At 45.1% G+C, this 17,383-nt stretch carries 15 protein-coding genes; 6 read left to right on the top strand and 9 right to left on the bottom strand.

Features of this window, described 5'->3' with window-relative positions; genetic code table 11:
• Positions 1-23: 23 nt before the first annotated feature.
• From MJQ52_RS12165 to MJQ52_RS12150, 4 genes are all read right to left on the bottom strand, one after another.
• On the bottom strand, positions 24-623 hold the full coding sequence (locus MJQ52_RS12165) for a response regulator transcription factor (protein ID WP_007407848.1): 600 nt from the start codon (positions 621-623) through the stop codon (positions 24-26).
• Positions 620-1,756, bottom strand: coding sequence for a sensor histidine kinase (locus MJQ52_RS12160; protein ID WP_004393210.1), 1,137 nt, complete (start codon positions 1,754-1,756; stop codon positions 620-622). The genes MJQ52_RS12165 and MJQ52_RS12160 overlap by 4 nt, the downstream gene beginning before the upstream one ends.
• A 122-nt stretch (positions 1,757-1,878) precedes the next feature.
• Complete coding sequence (locus tag MJQ52_RS12155; protein ID WP_094247913.1) at positions 1,879-2,928, bottom strand: fatty acid desaturase; 1,050 nt, start codon at positions 2,926-2,928, stop codon at positions 1,879-1,881.
• 221 nt (positions 2,929-3,149) lie between these two features.
• A complete protein-coding gene (locus MJQ52_RS12150; protein WP_015418578.1) occupies positions 3,150-4,307 on the bottom strand; it encodes a TetR/AcrR family transcriptional regulator in 1,158 nt (385 codons plus the stop codon).
• Between the two features lie 141 nt (positions 4,308-4,448).
• Here MJQ52_RS12150 and MJQ52_RS12145 point away from each other — a divergent pair, with 141 nt between their 5' ends.
• Positions 4,449-5,786, top strand: a complete 1,338-nt coding sequence (locus MJQ52_RS12145) for an aldehyde dehydrogenase family protein (RefSeq protein WP_071392496.1) — start codon at positions 4,449-4,451, stop codon at positions 5,784-5,786.
• A 31-nt stretch (positions 5,787-5,817) separates the two neighbouring features.
• On the opposite strand, the gene MJQ52_RS12140 is transcribed toward MJQ52_RS12145, so the two are convergent.
• Positions 5,818-7,038, bottom strand: coding sequence for a PQQ-binding-like beta-propeller repeat protein (locus tag MJQ52_RS12140; protein ID WP_094247911.1), 1,221 nt, complete (start codon positions 7,036-7,038; stop codon positions 5,818-5,820).
• 130 nt (positions 7,039-7,168) lie between these two features.
• Positions 7,169-7,588: a DUF5391 family protein gene (locus MJQ52_RS12135; protein WP_094247348.1), complete on the bottom strand. Its 420-nt coding sequence runs from the start codon at positions 7,586-7,588 to the stop codon at positions 7,169-7,171.
• A 142-nt stretch (positions 7,589-7,730) separates the two neighbouring features.
• Between MJQ52_RS12135 and MJQ52_RS12130 the strand changes: the two genes are divergently transcribed.
• The 3 genes from MJQ52_RS12130 to MJQ52_RS12120 all read left to right on the top strand — a co-directional run bounded on the left by MJQ52_RS12130 (position 7,731) and on the right by MJQ52_RS12120 (position 9,812).
• Entirely contained in the window at positions 7,731-8,042 is a 312-nt protein-coding gene (locus MJQ52_RS12130) for an ArsR/SmtB family transcription factor (protein WP_007407855.1), read from the top strand.
• Positions 8,043-8,120: 78 nt separating this feature from the next.
• On the top strand, positions 8,121-9,287 hold the full coding sequence (locus tag MJQ52_RS12125; RefSeq protein ID WP_071392497.1) for an MFS transporter: 1,167 nt from the start codon (positions 8,121-8,123) through the stop codon (positions 9,285-9,287).
• Between the two features lie 69 nt (positions 9,288-9,356).
• Complete coding sequence (locus MJQ52_RS12120) at positions 9,357-9,812, top strand: RDD family protein (RefSeq protein WP_004393190.1); 456 nt, start codon at positions 9,357-9,359, stop codon at positions 9,810-9,812.
• Positions 9,813-9,848: 36 nt separating this feature from the next.
• On the opposite strand, the gene MJQ52_RS12115 is transcribed toward MJQ52_RS12120, so the two are convergent.
• Entirely contained in the window at positions 9,849-10,535 is a 687-nt protein-coding gene (locus MJQ52_RS12115) for a VOC family protein (RefSeq protein WP_094247347.1), read from the bottom strand.
• 298 nt (positions 10,536-10,833) lie between these two features.
• Here MJQ52_RS12115 and ahpC point away from each other — a divergent pair, with 298 nt between their 5' ends.
• Positions 10,834-11,397, top strand: coding sequence for an alkyl hydroperoxide reductase subunit C (ahpC, locus tag MJQ52_RS12110; protein WP_004393188.1), 564 nt, complete (start codon positions 10,834-10,836; stop codon positions 11,395-11,397).
• Positions 11,398-11,410: 13 nt separating this feature from the next.
• Positions 11,411-12,940, top strand: coding sequence for an alkyl hydroperoxide reductase subunit F (gene ahpF / locus MJQ52_RS12105; RefSeq protein ID WP_007614902.1), 1,530 nt, complete (start codon positions 11,411-11,413; stop codon positions 12,938-12,940).
• 670 nt (positions 12,941-13,610) lie between these two features.
• Here ahpF and MJQ52_RS12100 read toward each other — a convergent pair.
• Both MJQ52_RS12100 and MJQ52_RS12095 read right to left on the bottom strand, forming a co-directional pair.
• The gene (locus MJQ52_RS12100) at positions 13,611-14,912 is read right to left on the bottom strand and encodes a hypothetical protein (protein WP_096034911.1); all 1,302 of its coding nucleotides are present in this window, start codon (positions 14,910-14,912) and stop codon (positions 13,611-13,613) included.
• 999 nt (positions 14,913-15,911) lie between these two features.
• The gene (locus MJQ52_RS12095) at positions 15,912-17,264 is read right to left on the bottom strand and encodes an amino acid permease (RefSeq protein ID WP_094247345.1); all 1,353 of its coding nucleotides are present in this window, start codon (positions 17,262-17,264) and stop codon (positions 15,912-15,914) included.
• Positions 17,265-17,383: the final 119 nt, after the last annotated feature.

Below are 17,383 nucleotides of genomic sequence, written 5' to 3'. Positions count from 1 at the left end.
TGGCTGAACAAGCTGAGGGCGGGTTACTTAAACCAGCCCTTTTCCTTTGATCGGGTAATGGCTTCAATTCGATTTTTCACTTCTAGTTTATCCAGAATCATCGAAACGTAATTGCGGACTGTGCCGCTTTTGATGCTGAGGGCGTTTGCGATTTCTTTCGTGTTTTTTCCGTCTGCGACAAGCTCGAGCACCTCTTTTTCCCGTTCGGTCAGCGGGTTTTCTTCACTATAGATGTCCTCCATTAATTCAGGTGCATAGACGCGTCTTCCTTTCATGACACTGCGGATGGCGCTGACGAGCTCATCGCTCGGGCTGTCCTTGAGCATGTACCCGCTGACGCCTGCTTTTAGCGCCCGCTGAAAATAGCCGGAGCGGGCAAAGGTCGTCAAAATGATGATTTTCACACCGCTGTCCTTGAGTTCTTCTGCCGCTTCAAGACCTGATTTCCCGGGCATTTCGATATCCATCAGACAGATGTCGGGCGCATGTTTTTCCACGAAATCGATGGCATCCTGGCCGCTTGTGCCTTTGCCGACAACCGTCATATCCTCTTCTAAATTCAACAGCGAACCGAGTGCGCCGAGCAGCATTTGCTGATCCTCAGCAATGAAGATGTTGATCATCTGCTACCATCCTTTTCTTTTGATTTTGAATCATTCGGGATTCTCATGGTCAGCTTTGTTCCGGCGGCTGTATCGATGGCTAAACTGCCGTTTGCGAATTCAAGACGTTCCCTCATTCCAAGCAGGCCGTGCCCCTTTGAAAAAAAGCGGTCTTCTCTGCATTGAAAGCTGCCGTCGTCTTCTACCGTAATGACGACCTCTTTCCAAAGCTGCTGAATGGTGATGCGGCATACTTTGGCGCCGCTGTGTTTCACGACATTGGTGACGGCTTCTTTAATGCACATGCTGACGATGTTTTCGTTCAGCAAAGAGATATGTTTGGGCGCTTCTTTTTCTTCATACACAAATTCAATTCCTGCCGCTTCAAGAATTTGCCGAACATTGCCGAGCTCATCCTTCAATCGGATGCCTTTCATCGATGAGACGATTTGTCTGACCTCATTTAAAGAGGTGCGGGCCGTCTGCTGCACGCTTTTCAGCTCAGCGCGGGCCTGTTCAGGGTCCTTATATATCAGCTTTCGGGCGAGGTCGCTTTTCAGTCCGATTAAGGAGAGCTTTTGTCCAAGTGTATCGTGAAGGTCCCGGGCGATACGCTGCCTTTCTTCCAGCTTCACAAGATCGGCAATTCGCTCATTTGCATATTCTAATTTCTCCTCAAGGCGCTCCCGTGCCTTTCTGCTTCGAATGCTGAGCGGAAGCAGGATGGCACTGATCAATGTAATGACGATAAACGGAATTTGTGTCAAAAACCACTCTTTTTTCAGAACAAGGCTGAAGTTGACGGCAACCGCCGCACTGATGATATGAATGTAATATAAGATGTAAAATGGAACTTTGTCTCGGATATGGCCGATGAAGTAGGCGATAAAGAAAGCGAAATAAATATAACTGAACAGCATGGCTGAGCCGGTCGAAATGCCGATCAGAAGAAGCGCCCATAAGTAAAGCGGCCAGCCTTTTGCAACAAATGCAAAGCGGTATGCGCCAAAGAAAACGAGCGTGAAAATGATGCCGGCCACGATGACGAAGGTAGAAGAGCTTTTAAAAATAAAATAAAAAGGCAGGATGAAAAAAATCGTCCATATATAAGGAGAAATCCCGTTCAGTTTTTGAAATTTAAAATACTTCTTCATCTTTGTTCCACCTTCTGCTGCTTGTGTCTACCATCACTTTATCAAAACACCGCCTTCATTGCACCCTCACGCATGAAGAGAAGGCTCTTTCTGATAAGAGAAAGAGCCAGCCGTGCGCCGTATCAGGCATTTTTCTTTAAAGGTTCTTTCGGCACCGGATGGGGCGCCGGTGTTTTCCGCGCCTCCCGAAAGGTGACAAACTGCTTTTCGTCCTCATCCCACAGACGGAATTTCATGGATTCAAGACTTGTTTTAAGCGTAATGGTCGGTACGTTTTTTAAAGGCTCGTGCCCCTCATGAGCCGCTTCCAGCTTGTAGTTCGGCACTTTCGGGCTTAAGTGGTGGACATGATGGTAGCCGATATTGCCCGTCAGCCATTGCAAAAACTTCGGCAGCTTGTAAAAGGAGCTTCCTTCTACCGCGGCCTGCACATAATCCCAATGCTCATCGGCTTCAAAATAAGAATCCTCAAACGTGTGCTGAACATAAAAGAGCCAGACGCCGATTGACCCCGAAATAAGGAAAATCGGACCCTGAACAAGCAAAAAGTTTTCCCAGCCGACAAGCAGGCACGTCGCAGCAGCCAATAAGACAATCGCCGCGTTCGTGAAATAGGTGTTCCAGCGCTCCTTGCGGCGGGCGCCTTTTACATTGAAACGGTTTTTAATCAGAAATACGTAAATCGGACCGAGAATAAACATAATAAACGGATTGCGATAAAGTCTGTAGCGTATTTTTGTCCAGGCTGACGCTTCGTTGTATTCCTTGACGGTCATCATCCAAATATCGCCGGTGCCCCGTTTATCTAAGTTGCTGCTCGTCGCATGATGAATGGAGTGGCTTCGCTGCCATTGAAGGAACGGAAACAGTGTCAGAACACCTGAAATAAACCCGAACAGCCGGTTCAGCTTCTTTTGTTTGAAAAAGGATTGATGGCAGCAGTCGTGGAAAATAATAAAGATTCTTGTCAAAAATCCCGCTGCTATAACAGTACAGGCGAGGGTCAGAAGATAGGAGATATTGAGGCTGAAGTAAGCAAGAAACCAAAGGGCAAAAAACGGCACAAACGTGTTGAAAAGCTGAATGATACTATGCTTTGTATCGGCGCCGGAAAATGCGGCAACCTGCTTTTTTAAAGACGCTTGTTTTTGAGTTGCGGCGTGATTGATCATGAATGTCATGTCCCTTCTTTTTCATTATGATCCCAAGTATAACGGGGCGCCAGACGCTTTTGTAGTAGCAGCCATCATGCCCCGAATATGACATTTGTCATGTTTGGCGGCAGAATGCTGATCAGGCGCCATATGGAAGGTTTCTTTCATATCGGCACTTCTCAAAGAAAACAGCAAAAAAGAACCCGGCCTGTTTTCGGCCGAGTTCTTTTTCATCATCCTCACAGCAAAATCACCCGATACTTCTTTACATCCAAAAACTGCAGAAACTCCCGGGCCAGCATATCCGGCGCGTGGTCTTTTCCTTCATGAAGACGATATTGAATCAGGCCGACGAGCATGGACGCGACATAGTATGCATAGAGCTTTTTGCCCGCCTGAATGTGCAGAGGCTGATGAAGATAAAACGATTGCAGCGCTCTGAACATTTCCGGGATGACGTCAGGCACTTCGGAACCCTCTCTCAGAAAATGAACGAGCGGAAGGCCGTCCGACAGTGCCGAAAAGAGACGGACGAGCGCGGCTTCCGCTTCTTCCACGGAGCAGTCGGCAGGGTCTCCTTTTACCGTCAATAATCCGATCAGATCCCGGCATGATTGATGGATGATCGTTTTCAGCAATGCTTCTTTGTTGGCGTAATGGTCATAAAAAGTGGCACGGCGGAGGTTGCTTTGACGGGCAATATCGGAAATCGTAATCGCCGCGTACTCTTTTTTTTCCGCCATTAAGCCGATCATGGCTTCTTGCAAGGCCTGCCTCGTTCGGGTCACCCGGCGGTCGGCGGGCTTTTTTTCTTCTTGTTCCGGCACCCGGCGGCCAAACAGCCAGTAAAACCGTTTTTGAGAAATCAAATCCCACACCTGTCCGCTGATTTCTTCCGGGGATGCCCCGGGCTCCTCATTCAGCCAGTACAACACAATGGCGTACGTGTATAACGCGCGGTAATGAATGTACATATCCTGTTCAGTCGGTGAGAAATCCGCATTGACCGGTGACAGCAGCACATCATGCCGGAACACATCTTTTAAAAAAGCATGAAAGTGAAAATACGGCATTTTATGACGGTCCATCATCGTTTGAAAAAACACCCGATGCCGGTCAACAAAAGACAGTGTCGGATGCACTTTTTGCCATCCGCCCTGTAAATGAAGCACATCTTTATTCTTCAGCGAATCATACAGCGCTTCGCTCAGCCCGTCTTTCATTTCTTCCTCTATATCCTCTAAAATCGCATATTTATCTTCGTAATAAAGGTACAGTGTCCCCCGGCTCACGTGCGCCCGTCCGGCGATGTCCTTCATGGTCACACGGCGGATATCCCGCTCTCCAAGCATGGCCAAAAGCGCTTGTTTGATGTCATTTGTGACAGAATCCGGCATAAGAGACACTCCTTTCATTAGACAGATCACGGCAATTTGTACGGTAACGTATAGATGCGTTTACGCTGTCTTTGCCGCAAAATCACATCACATTATAATAGGCCCTGAAGAAACAAAAAAGCAACCAGAGGAGGAAGACCGATGGATCAGCATATAAAAGCAGACATCAAACGCGTCTTTGCGCTTCAGAAAAAAAATCAAAAAACGCTGCGTGCTTCAACAGCCGGGCAGCGCAGAGAAAAGCTTCAGCGCTTTTTAGATGCCGTCACCGCACATGAAGAAGAAATCATCGAGGCGATCAGACGGGACGTCCGCAAGCCTTATCATGAGGTGAAAAGAGCGGAAACGCAGGGAACGATCAAGGCGATTAAAGATAATATGAACAATCTCGACACCTGGATGGCGCCGAAACGCGTCGGCTCATCCGTCAGCCCCGGCGCTGACGGCGTATTAATGTACGAGCCAAAAGGCCTTACCTTAATTCTCGGCCCATGGAATTATCCGTTTATGCTGACGATGGCTCCGCTTGCGGCTGCCATTGCGGCGGGAAACAGCGCGATTGTGAAGCTGTCCGATTTTACGATGGAGACGAGCCATATCGCCGCGACAGTTATTCGCGAGGCATTTCACGAAGAAGAAGTCGCCATTTTTGAAGGTGAGGTCGATGTCGCGACAGAACTGCTCGACCAGCCGTTTGACCACATTTTCTTCACCGGAAGCACAAATGTCGGTAAAATCGTCATGACGGCAGCGGCGAAGCATTTGTCGTCCGTCACGCTTGAGCTTGGCGGAAAGAGCCCGACGATCATCGACAGCGGCTATGATTTGATGGACGCGGCGAAAAAAATCGCCGTCGGCAAATTTGTCAATGCGGGGCAAACATGTATCGCTCCTGACTATCTCCTTATGAAGGAAGATGTACAGGACACCTTTACAGATCTTCTCCAGACCATTGTCAATGCAGGTTTTATGGAGGATGATCATACGGTTGACCGCAACAAATTCACGCAGATTGTCAACGACCGCAACTTTAACCGTGTCAAAGCCCTGTATGATGATGCCATTGAAAAAGGGGCGAAAACGGCGTTCGGCGGCGTATTCGATGCGCATGACCGCACGATTTCTCCGACCGTGCTGACAAACGTCACGCCTGATATGAAGATCATGCAGGAAGAAATCTTCGCACCGATTCTGCCGATTATGAATTACGAAGATATCAGTGAAGCCGTTGATTACATCACTGAACGGGACAAGCCGCTTGCCTTGTATGTATTCAGCCATAATCAGGAGCTGATCGATTATGTTCTGCAGCATACGACGTCCGGCAACGCTTCTGTCAATGATGTCGTCGTTCATTTCACTGACGTCAACCTTCCGTTCGGCGGTGTCAATACGAGCGGGATCGGTTCATATCACGGTGTGTACGGCTTTAAAGAATTCTCTCATGAAAAAGGCGTATTTATTCAAGCCTCTAAATAAAAAAGAATCCGCGCACGCGGATTCTTTTTTATTATTTTTTTGCCCCGAATGCGAGCAGTTTCGTATAAGTACCGACATAAAGCGTGCCGTCTTCAGCCAGAACCGGGGAGGAAATGACATTGCTGTCTGTTTGATAGCGCCATTTTTCATTACCGTCAGCGTCAACCGCATAGACATTTTTATCGTCAGAACCGAAGTACACATTGCCGTCCGCATCAATCAGCGGCGCCGTTCTCACAGGCCCGTCCGTATAGAAAGACCAGTTCATATTACCGGTTTTGCTGATGGAAAACAGCTCGCCGCTTCCCGAACCGATATACACATTGCCGTTATGGTCGATCGCTAATGAAGAGCTGGAGAAACCGTTTAACGGGAACGTCCACTTTACAGCACCCGTTGATGTATAGGCGTATAAGTTGCCGTCCTGATTTCCGGCGTAAACGGTGCCGTCTCTATCAATAACCGGATAACCTTTAAACCCGTTGGACGTCGTTTTTGACCATTTCACTTGGCCCATTCCGGAATTGATCGCGTAAAAGATATTATTGTACGTTGCCGTATACAGAGTGCCGTTTGATGCTAACACGGGAGCGGAACCGACCACGCCGTTTGTTTTAAACTTCCACTTCTGCGTCCATGTCGAAGGCGACGTCGGTTTAATCGCATAGATATAGTTATCCAGCGTCGACACATACAGCGTGCCGTCAGAGCCGATAGCCGCATCGGAACTCGGCGCTCCGCTCAGCGGAACCGATGTTAAAATGTTTCCGGTTTCTTTGTCGATGAAATACAGTTTTTTATCGTGAGAAGGAAGATAAATGACACCGTTTGTTCCGAGCACCGGAGTCAGCGTATAGGTCGTCCCGAGGTTTTCCGTCACCCATTTCACAGTACCGTCCGGATGATACGCCGTCAGCTTCCCGTCCTTTGATTGAATAAATACGGTGCCGTCCCCGTCAACCGCGGCTCCCGCACCGTTTTGAGGGGTGGCCGGAACATTCTTTTCCCATTTTAACGCGCCATCGGCAGTGCTTGTAAACCGGCTTTCCCTTGACCAGTTGAACATCGTCGGAGACACCGCCTGCGCGTCATACCGTCCCGCCAAGAAACCGGATGCCGCATGATTTTGTTTAAATACCGTTTCCGCGGCTTGAGCAGCGGCCGGATGCAGCCATTTTGCCCCCGGCAGATCAGAAACCGCCCCCACAGATAAAGCCGCAGCAACCGCAGCGCCGGCCGCCAATGTTTTCATTCGCAATGAAGCTGTCTTTTTTTTCAATGTCAGTTCCTCCCGTTTCTATTAAAAACTGCTATACCGCTTTCATCATACCATAATCATCCTATGAAATATTTGTATTTTCGGTAGATTTATAGAACAAATGTCACATAGCCTGCTGATGCTTCGGGGAGGATCGAAACGCAGCAATATACCACACCACATTGACGATGAAAGCCGCGCCTGACCAAACGAAAAGGCCGTAATAAAGAGACAGCTCCTGCCCTAAGGAAATTGCGGTCAATAACGCCACCAACAAGACAGCCGCGCAAATGATAAGCCCGATTCCGCAAAAAACGGCCATGATGATTTTCATGCCACGAACACCGAGAATATACATAATGAGCGGGACCGCATATATAACAAGGATCTGGCCGACGGCGGCCCACATGCCCGCGGAATTAAAACGATTCGCGTTCGGCCCCGTTTCTGAAAGCGGAGAAAGCGAGACGAGGACCGGCAATAAACAAAACATCAGAGCGGAAAGCAAGGTCACTGCAACCGCACCTTTTTTCTTTTGATTCATGTGAATATCCTCCTGACAATAACCCGGCTTTTTTACCGGTAATCTGATAATATGTTATATTTTAGCACGATATTTAGTTATTTTGAGAATGTTTTGTTAAAAACGAATTTACAAATCCAGAAAAATAGATATAATAAACGTTATGGAACCGATATTGATTCATAAAGCGTTATCTAACAAAACACGAAGTGATATTATGACGTGGCTTAAACACCCGGAAGACCATTTTGATGAAAGACCTTATCTTGATCAGGGACTCAGTTTCCGCACCGGAATTTGCGTCGGTGATATTCAGGCAAAGTCAGGGCTTGCGCAGTCCGTCATCTCCAGCTACCTGCTGACGATGCAAAAAGCCGGCCTGCTGGAATCCGAACGAATCGGAAAGTGGACCTATTACAGAAGAAATGAAAAACAAATTAAAGCCTTTGCTGACTATGTTCAGCACCAGCTATAACCATGAAAGGAGGGCTTTTTTTATTCCAACATATCTATTTTTCTATATATATAGTTATAAAAGGAGGCATACATAACAATGAAAAAAAGCAGTTCCATCTTCATTCTATTTTTGGCATTAGGGGTTTTCGGAATTATTACGACCGAGATGGGCATCATCGGGGTTCTTCCGCAAGTGGCGGACAGATTTCATATTTCTGCTTCAAAAGCGGGATGGCTTGTCAGTATTTTCGCGTTCATCGTCGCTGTGTCGGGACCGTTTTTGACCTTGCTTGCTTCAGGTATAAACCGGAAATACATTCTGCTTTTAGCGGTGCTGATGTTTGCCGTTTCAAATGCGGTCTACGCGTATACGGCGCATTTCAGTGTCATGATGGCGTTTCGGATCATTCCGGCTTTATGCCACCCGGTGTTCTTTTCTGTAGCGCTTGCGGCCGCGGCCCGGCTTGTCCCCGCCGGCCAATCCGGAAAAGCCGTAACGAAAGTCTTTTCAGGCATCACCGCCGGCTTTGCGTTCGGCGTGCCTTTCACGTCTTATCTGGCGGATCGTCTCTCCCTTGAAGCCGCCTTCTTATTCGGCGCTATCATCAGTCTCATCGCGTTCACGGGCATTCTTCTCTTTTTGCCATCCATGCCGGTCACAGAAAAAATGTCTTTCAGTAGCCAGCTCGGCATTCTTCGCAAACCGGCTTTGTGGCTCAATATCGCTGCCGTCACCTGTCTCTTTGCGGCCATGTTTTCCGTCTACAGCTATTTTGCGGAATACCTCGGGCGGGTGTCCCATATGAACGGCACATGGGTCAGCTTCATGCTGATGAGTTTCGGGGTGATTATGATAGCCGGGAATTTCGTCTTCGGTGCTTTGTTATATAAAAATATGAAAAAGACTGTCATCCTGTTTCCGCTTCTTTATACAGCCGCCTACTTGCTCATATACGGGTTTGGGACGTCTTTTGCGCCGATGGCTGTCCTCGTCTTCGTATGGGGCGCCGTTCATTCCGGCGGTCTCATTGTCAGCCAGACATGGCTTACTGCGGAAGCAAAGGAGGCGCCCGAATTCGGCAACAGCCTGTTTGTCTCTTTTTCCAACCTCGGCATCACCATCGGAACGGCGGCGGGCGGCTGGTTTATTTCACATTTGGGAATCCATCAGCTGATGTGGTGCGGCATCATGTTTGCCCTTCTGGCTTTCGGGCTGATCATGGGACGCTTGGCATGGGGAAAGAGGCTGCTCGCAGAAGCCTAAGCTCCGTTGCAAAATCCGGAATGATTACGTATAATATTCCAGATTAAAGCAAGGGAGAGAAAAAGATACATGGAAAGACCGGCAGGATTTTGGATTCGGTTTCTGGCTTACGTCATTGATCAAATCATCATAGGAATTCCGATTTTTATCATTCAATTTATGGTCTCTTTTTTATTTGCGGCAGGCGTTGCGGCGGCTGACCCCTTCATGACCGAAAATCAGTTTAACATCTCTTTTCTGGTGTTCGGCGTCATCCCGATTCTTGTGAGCTCTTTTGTAATCAGCATCTTATATTTCAGCCTGCTCACGGCCTCAAAGATGCAGGGGACCCTGGGAAAAGCATTGCTCGGCCTTAAGGTCGTCAATGAAGATGGCGGACGCATTTCCATCGGCCAGGCCTTCGGACGCGCTTTCGCTTATATCATATCTAAGCTCATTCTTTATATCGGATTCATCATGGGTGCCTTCGGAGAGAAAAAAACGCTGCACGACATCATGTGCAGCACCCGGGTTGTTTATAAATAATGTCCCCAAGTCCGGGCCTTTTGAGCCCGGGCTTTTTTATGACGGCTGTGCCCTCCTGATGTCAATGCCGCCTTCTCCGTCAGCCTCAATGCGGATCGACCCGTTCACAATGACAGACAGCGGATGGAACACCGCATGCTGATCAGAAAAAATCCAGCGGCGGCCGCTCGGCCCTAAAAGCAAAAACGCCCCATCATTGTAATCACCCATAAAATGAAACCCGTTTTCCTTAAGAGGCGCGCCGTCTCTCACCGGTATACCGAAACGCTGCAGCTCCTTCCCCGTCGATACCACCTCGGCAGCCGTCAGATTCACCTCGCCGATATTCAGGACGGACTCAATCGAAAAACGTTCCGCGCTTGCCGGCGATGTGCCTCTCGCGATGAATTCCGCCAGATTGTTGGACGGATCTTTGAAATAAAAGGAACGCGCCTGAATATGAGTGAAATACACTTCATCCTCCCCATCTTCCGTTTGAAAAACGACTTTATCCTTTATCCACGCCTTCGCCTCATCAAAACGATTATTCGGAATGTTAAACGCGAAATGATAATTCGGTTGAGAGTGAGAATCGGCGCGCCTGAATTCCAACTCACTTTCTCCCGCCTTGATGGTAAACGAATCACCGGACTCATCAATTAAAGGAAAACCTAACACCCGTTCATAGAAGTGTTTCGTCTCCTCCAACGCACAACTGTACAAAGTAATGTGATTTATTTGCATTATCATACCCCCTTTGGTTTATACTGCCATATAGAGGGGTGGATTCCTACTGTTTCGATTCACCAATTGAGAATCCCCCTTTCGCCCGGCGCTACACATGACAAACAGCGCCAAACCGCTTATACCAGGCGTTTTTAAATGTCTAAAGCAAAAAAAGCAGAAAATAATACCCCATATAGCTTGACAAAAAATAAATGTTATTTAATAATCTATATATAATTAGAATTATTATTGAAAGATAAAGTGAATGCTTTGTCTTTTTAATATATTTCAAATCACATTTCAGGAGGAAGATATTATGTCTTTAATCGGAAAAGAAGTACTGCCATTCGAAGCAAAAGCTTTCAAAAACGGTGAATTCATCGATGTAACAAACGAAGATTTGAAAGGTCAATGGAGCGTTTTCTGCTTCTACCCAGCAGATTTCTCTTTCGTTTGCCCGACTGAACTTGAAGATCTTCAAGGACAATACGCTGCACTGAAAGAATTAGGTGTTGAAGTATACTCTGTTTCTACAGATACTCACTTCGTACACAAAGGCTGGCATGACAGCTCTGAAAAAATCGGCAAAATCACTTACGCAATGATCGGTGACCCATCTCAAACGATCTCCCGCAACTTCGACGTTCTTGACGAAGAAACTGGTCTTGCTGACCGCGGAACATTCATCATCGATCCTGATGGCGTTATTCAAACAGTTGAAATCAATGCAGGCGGTATCGGCCGTGACGCAAGCAACCTAGTAAACAAAGTAAAAGCAGCTCAATACGTTCGTCAAAACCCAGGTGAAGTCTGCCCGGCTAAATGGGAAGAAGGCGGCGAAACACTTACACCTAGCCTTGATTTGGTAGGTAAAATCTAAGGAGTGCATTCCATTGGTACTTGATGCAAATATCAAAGCACAATTAAATCAATACATGCAGCTAATTGAGAACGACATTGTTCTCAAAGTAAGCGCCGGTGACGATGACACTTCTAAGGACATGCTGGCTCTCGTTGACGAACTGGCTTCCATGTCATCTAAAATTTCAGTTGAAAAAACTGAATTAAACAGAACACCGAGCTTCAGCGTTAATCGTACCGGAGAAGACACAGGCGTTACATTCGCCGGTGTTCCTCTCGGCCACGAATTTACATCATTAGTGCTGGCATTGCTTCAAGTCAGCGGCAGAGCGCCTAAGGCTGATCAAAAGGTCATTGACCAGATTAAGAACATCAGCGGAGAATACCGCTTTGAGTCTTATATCAGCCTGACGTGCCACAATTGCCCTGATGTCGTCCAAGCATTAAACATGATGAGCGTGCTCAACCCGAATATCACACATACAATGATTGACGGCGCGGCATTCAAAGAAGAAGTAGAAAGCAAAAACATCATGGCTGTTCCGACTGTTTTCTTAAACGGTGAATCTTTCGGCAGCGGCCGTATGACCATCGAAGAGATTCTCGCGAAAATGGGCAGCGGCGCAGATGCGTCTGAGTTTGCCGACAAAGAGCCGTTTGACGTTCTTGTTGTCGGCGGCGGACCTGCCGGCGCAAGCGCGGCGATCTACACGGCGCGTAAAGGCATCCGCACCGGTGTCGTCGCTGAACGCTTCGGCGGCCAGGTACTCGACACCATGAGCATCGAAAACTTCATCAGCGTCAAAGCGACTGAAGGACCGAAGCTCGCTGCAAGCCTTGAAGAGCACGTGAAAGATTATGATATTGACGTCATGAACCTTCAGCGCGCGAAACGCCTTGAGAAAAAAGACCTCTTCGAACTTGAACTTGAAAACGGCGCTGTACTGAAAAGTAAAACAGTGATCCTTTCAACAGGTGCCCGCTGGCGCAATGTCAACGTACCTGGTGAGCAAGAGTTCAAAAACAAAGGTGTTGCATACTGCCCGCACTGTGACGGACCATTATTTGAAGGCAAAGACGTAGCCGTTATCGGCGGCGGAAACTCCGGAATCGAAGCGGCGATTGACCTTGCAGGTATCGTCAATCACGTGACTGTGCTGGAGTTCGCGCCTGAACTGAAAGCAGACGAAGTCCTGCAAAAACGTCTTTACAGCCTGCCGAACGTCACTGTGCACAAAAATGCACAAACGAAAGAAATCACAGGCGACCAAAACGTAAACGGCATTACGTTCGTTGACCGTGAAACAGGCGAAGAAAAACACGTTGAACTCCAAGGTGTATTCGTCCAAATCGGTCTCGTGCCTAATACAGAATGGTTAGACGAAACCGTCGAACGCAACCGCATCGGCGAAATCATCGTCGATAAGAGCGGCGCGACAAGCGTTCCCGGCCTATTTGCCGCAGGGGACTGCACAGACGGCCCGTACAACCAAATCATTATCTCCATGGGATCAGGTGCAACTGCCGCTTTAGGCGCATTTGATTATTTGATCCGGAATTAATGTAAAAAGCGCTACCCTGCTTACACGGCAGGATAGCGCTTTTTTATAATAGCTCATATAAATAAAACCTCGCATCATGGACGACAAACATTTGATGAAACTGTCAACAGCCGATTTCTTTCCCTTCCAGATTGGTGTAAAAACATCCCCTTTATTATCAGCATGCATTCCCTCAGTCGCTGCGGTTTGTTTTTCGCAATACAAATATACTGTATGGTCGGTTGAGAGCCAGACGTTTCTTATTCATATGTTAAAAAATGATTCTACCATCAACTAGATGTAAAGATAAAACCGGTGTACTGAATGACAGTACACCGGTTTTTTAATGATTGGACTTTTATGGACTCAATGAGTTTTGAATAATGCTTGCGCATACTCATTTGATTACTATTCGACCATCTTCTCAGTCAGATCGTCAATCGCCTTCTCTGACATGTCGTCTTTTATCGTGTCACGCGAGAACTTCAGTTTGTGATCAAGCATTCCTATTTAATTTAATATGCCCCACCCCTCATGTGCGACTTTGCAGCACTTCCAGCACATATTGAAGCTAGCAGCAAACGGGTTCACAAGTATTATTTTTTGGCGGGCCTTGATACGCGTCTTTAAATGCAAGCTTTTTCGGCAACAGGTCCGCAGTACAAGGAAAGTTTAATTAATCTTCCTATACTCATCTTCTAGCACTTATTAACCATTCAACTAAATAGCTAACTGCATAAAGAATTGATGCTACACCAAATAGTACAGCACTAATATTAGTAAGATGAGAGTTACCACCTAATATATAATGAGTTATAATATATAAAAATGCACTTAGAAACAATAACAATATACTAAAATACTTCAACGCAACAAATTTTTCTTTCGGTTCTCCTCTCAGTTTAAAAATGGTTAAGCATATCATTTTAAAAAGTATATACAAGAAAACTCCTATAATGAGCAATGGGGACAAAAAATTTATTATATATTCCGGGATTTTAAACTCAGATAGAAATATATTAACTTTCTTCAATATAAAGTATGATACTATAAATAAGGCTACTATTGTCGTGGTTTTTAGATAAAACCTTTTGTTTTTATAATTCTTTCTTATAAAAGTAAATAACTTAATTATATTAACTTTCAATAACCCCAACTGTTTTTTAAACTGTTTCCTTCGACTAACATATTTACTCCATGCTGAACTTATATATAAATCAATCGGATTAATCGTTTCTTTATTTTCTGGAGATTCATGCATCTTTTCAAATAACTTTTTTAGATAATTTATTATTTGGTTAATAGCTGTTAACATAAACACTGCTAATATATAAGCTGATATTTCTCTATTTCCCTCAGCAAAGTTTGTTATCATATTTCTCTCACTTACAACATAACTCATACCAATTGATATTATTATAAAAAAAGGAGAAAACAATAGTTCATTAGTATCTCTAACTTGTTTCTTTGTCGGGAATGTATAAAAACCAGATATAGTTATCCCTATAGCTAAAATAATACTTATTATACCTGCAATTTCTTCTTGAACCCCATATCTGTTTAACGCTGAAAAGAGAATATTAAACAATTGCTTTCCTAGCCAGCCCAATATTAGAGTTGTCACTAGAGCTAATCCATAATTTTTTGCAGCAGATTTATATTTTAACTTAATATAAAATGTAATTCGCAAAAGTATCATGGGTATATTTATTTGTTCAGTAAATAGATTTATTGATATCATCAAAATAAAAATCACCATAGAGAGTAGATAATACGTTTTAAATTCTAAAAGAAACTGATGATTAAACATGCTAATTATAAATGAAATTAGTGATGAAGGAAATAAAGATATTAAAGCACTAAATAAAAGATTACAAATGATGACAACTAATCTGGAATAATCCTTTTTTTTCATTAACCGATCAATAAATTTAGACATAGCTGCAGTTGCTAATAACCCTTCAGAAATCAATATAGAGCTGGGGGATTTCAATTTCGTAGCCTCCTTTTTAACCTTATCTAACATAATAGAAATTTGAATAAATTCCTATTTTATTCGCTAATGTCATATCTGCATCATGATAATCCTTGTCCATATGATCTATGTCACTACGATGGCGGACAGACGCACCATATAAATATTCAGCGCTTCATTCATGATTTGTCATGTTCTTCAGAATTCAAAAATCCTTTTTGTTGGTAGGCATGTTGTTGTATCACTTCAATAACAACGGCCGCTGATAATGCTCACCAAACCCAACTATCCGATAATGCATGGATCTGACCCGTTCAACAGATTCATCCACCTTTGTATCAATCTCTTCAATATGCTGTTAAACAATAGACTACCGCATTGTTAGCCATTTACTTAAGTATAGTGCCGTTATTCATTAACAGATCCGATTGGATTAAAATAGACAGTTAAGACACTGAATTTATCGTATGACCATCTCCAGTGTTTCCCTTTCTAGTTATAATAAAAGAAAAAAGCACATTGTGCTATATTTTTCTAGTAAAACCCTTTTCATTATCTTAATCTGACTATATACAATAACCTTAGTGGTTTTTTGATGTAGAAAATTGATCATCAATGAAGGAATGAAGTTATGAGTGATAAAAGACAGAACTATGCCAAAAAATGATGCCGAAAACGGAAAAAGACTTTATAAAGTTGACAACCATTTGATCAAGACTATTATGTTTAAGTTTAATATTAGGTAATAATCAATTGTGGCACAAAATGACGTATTCGGCGGCAAATCCAGAAAACAGATGTAGAGATGGTAATAGTATAGTGTGAGGGAGGATTATATTCTTATAGAATATTCTGTTGTGGAAAGCGTGGGCAATATTTGAGGATATTGGAGAGATATGATCATTTCCACTTTTAAAGGAGCATTCCGATGGTTGATCTTAAAAATGCTCCTTTTAAATGTGACTCTCCGTAACATATGCTTTCACCAATCTCAATAAGTGAACGTTCAGCATAATGTTAGGTCCTTCTTTTCTTTCTCCCTCTCGCCCGATAGATAAGAAACAATCCAATAAACCACAGCGGCGTCAGCAGCAAAGCCGGGCGCGTCGCATCCGCAAACAGCATAATCACCAGAATGAAGGCAAACAGCGCCAGCACGGCGTAATTGATTAACGGCGCAAACGGCGCCTTGAAAGACGAGCTTGCGTGTAAGTCCGGACGGGTTTTCCTGTATCTGATATGACAGACAAGAATCACGCCCCACACCCAAATGAAACAGATCGCGCTGATGGTTGTCACGATGCCAAAGGCCGCTTCCGGTATCAATTTGCTTAAAAGAGCGCCCGCTGACAGCACAATAACCGATATCCATAACGCGCGGCTCGGCACATGATTTTTATTCAGCTTCGCAAAACTTGCCGGCGCCTGTTTTGTTTTGCTTAAGTTATACAGAATCCGGCTTGTTGAAAACATCCCGCTGTTACAAGCAGAAGCGGCAGACGTTAATACGACAAAATTAATGATTCCCGCGGCTAACGGAATGCCGACCAGACTGAAGGTCTTTACAAATGGACTTTCCGTTGCATTCAGCTGCATCCACGGGTTAATACATAAAAGAATGAGCAATGCCCCGACGTAGAAAAATAAAATCCGCAATGGAATTTTATTGATAGCGGACGGAATATTTTTTTTCGGATTTGACGTTTCCGCCGCCGACACACCCACTAATTCCACACCGACATAGGCGAAGATCACCATCTGGAACGAAAGCAAAAAGCCTGAAAATCCGTTCGGGAACAAGCCGCCGTGCTCCCACAGATTCGCCGCTGAAACCGTTCCGGTATGCGTTTTGAACCCAATCACCAGCAGAACCACCCCGATGACAATTAACGCGAGAATCGTGACTACCTTAATTAAGGCGAACCAAAACTCCAATTCTCCAAAAATCTTAACCGTTAACAGATTAAGCCCTAATAAAATGAGCAAACAGATAAGTGCCGGAATCCACTGCGGAATATCAAACCAATATTTCACATACACACCGACCGCGATCACATCCGCCATAGCCGTCATAATCCAGCAAAACCAGTAGGTCCAGCCTGTGACAAACGCTGCACGCGGCCCTAAATACGCCTCGGCTATATCCGTTAATGATTGGTACCCCGCTTTAGATAACAGCAGTTCTCCCAGCGCCCTCATGACGAAAAAAAGCGCAATACCTACAATAAAATACGCAAAGATGATAGAAGGACCCGCCAGCTGAATCGCCTTACCGGACCCTAAAAACAATCCGGTACCGATCGTGCCGCCAATAGCGATCAGCTGCACGTGCCGATTCGATAAGTCCCTCTTTAGCTCTCGCTGCTCCACATCTGACTCCTCCTTACCTCTCTAGTGAACGACGAGCAAAAAAAGCCAATAAAAAAAGAGATTGGATGCCCTCCAATCTCACGGTCATAAGAATATCAAATTATATTTGCGCCGCTGAC

The organism is Bacillus sp. jun7, from assembly GCF_051034795.1.
GTDB lineage: Bacteria > Bacillota > Bacilli > Bacillales > Bacillaceae > Bacillus > Bacillus velezensis.
This window is presented reverse-complemented; position numbering and strand designations above follow the sequence as displayed.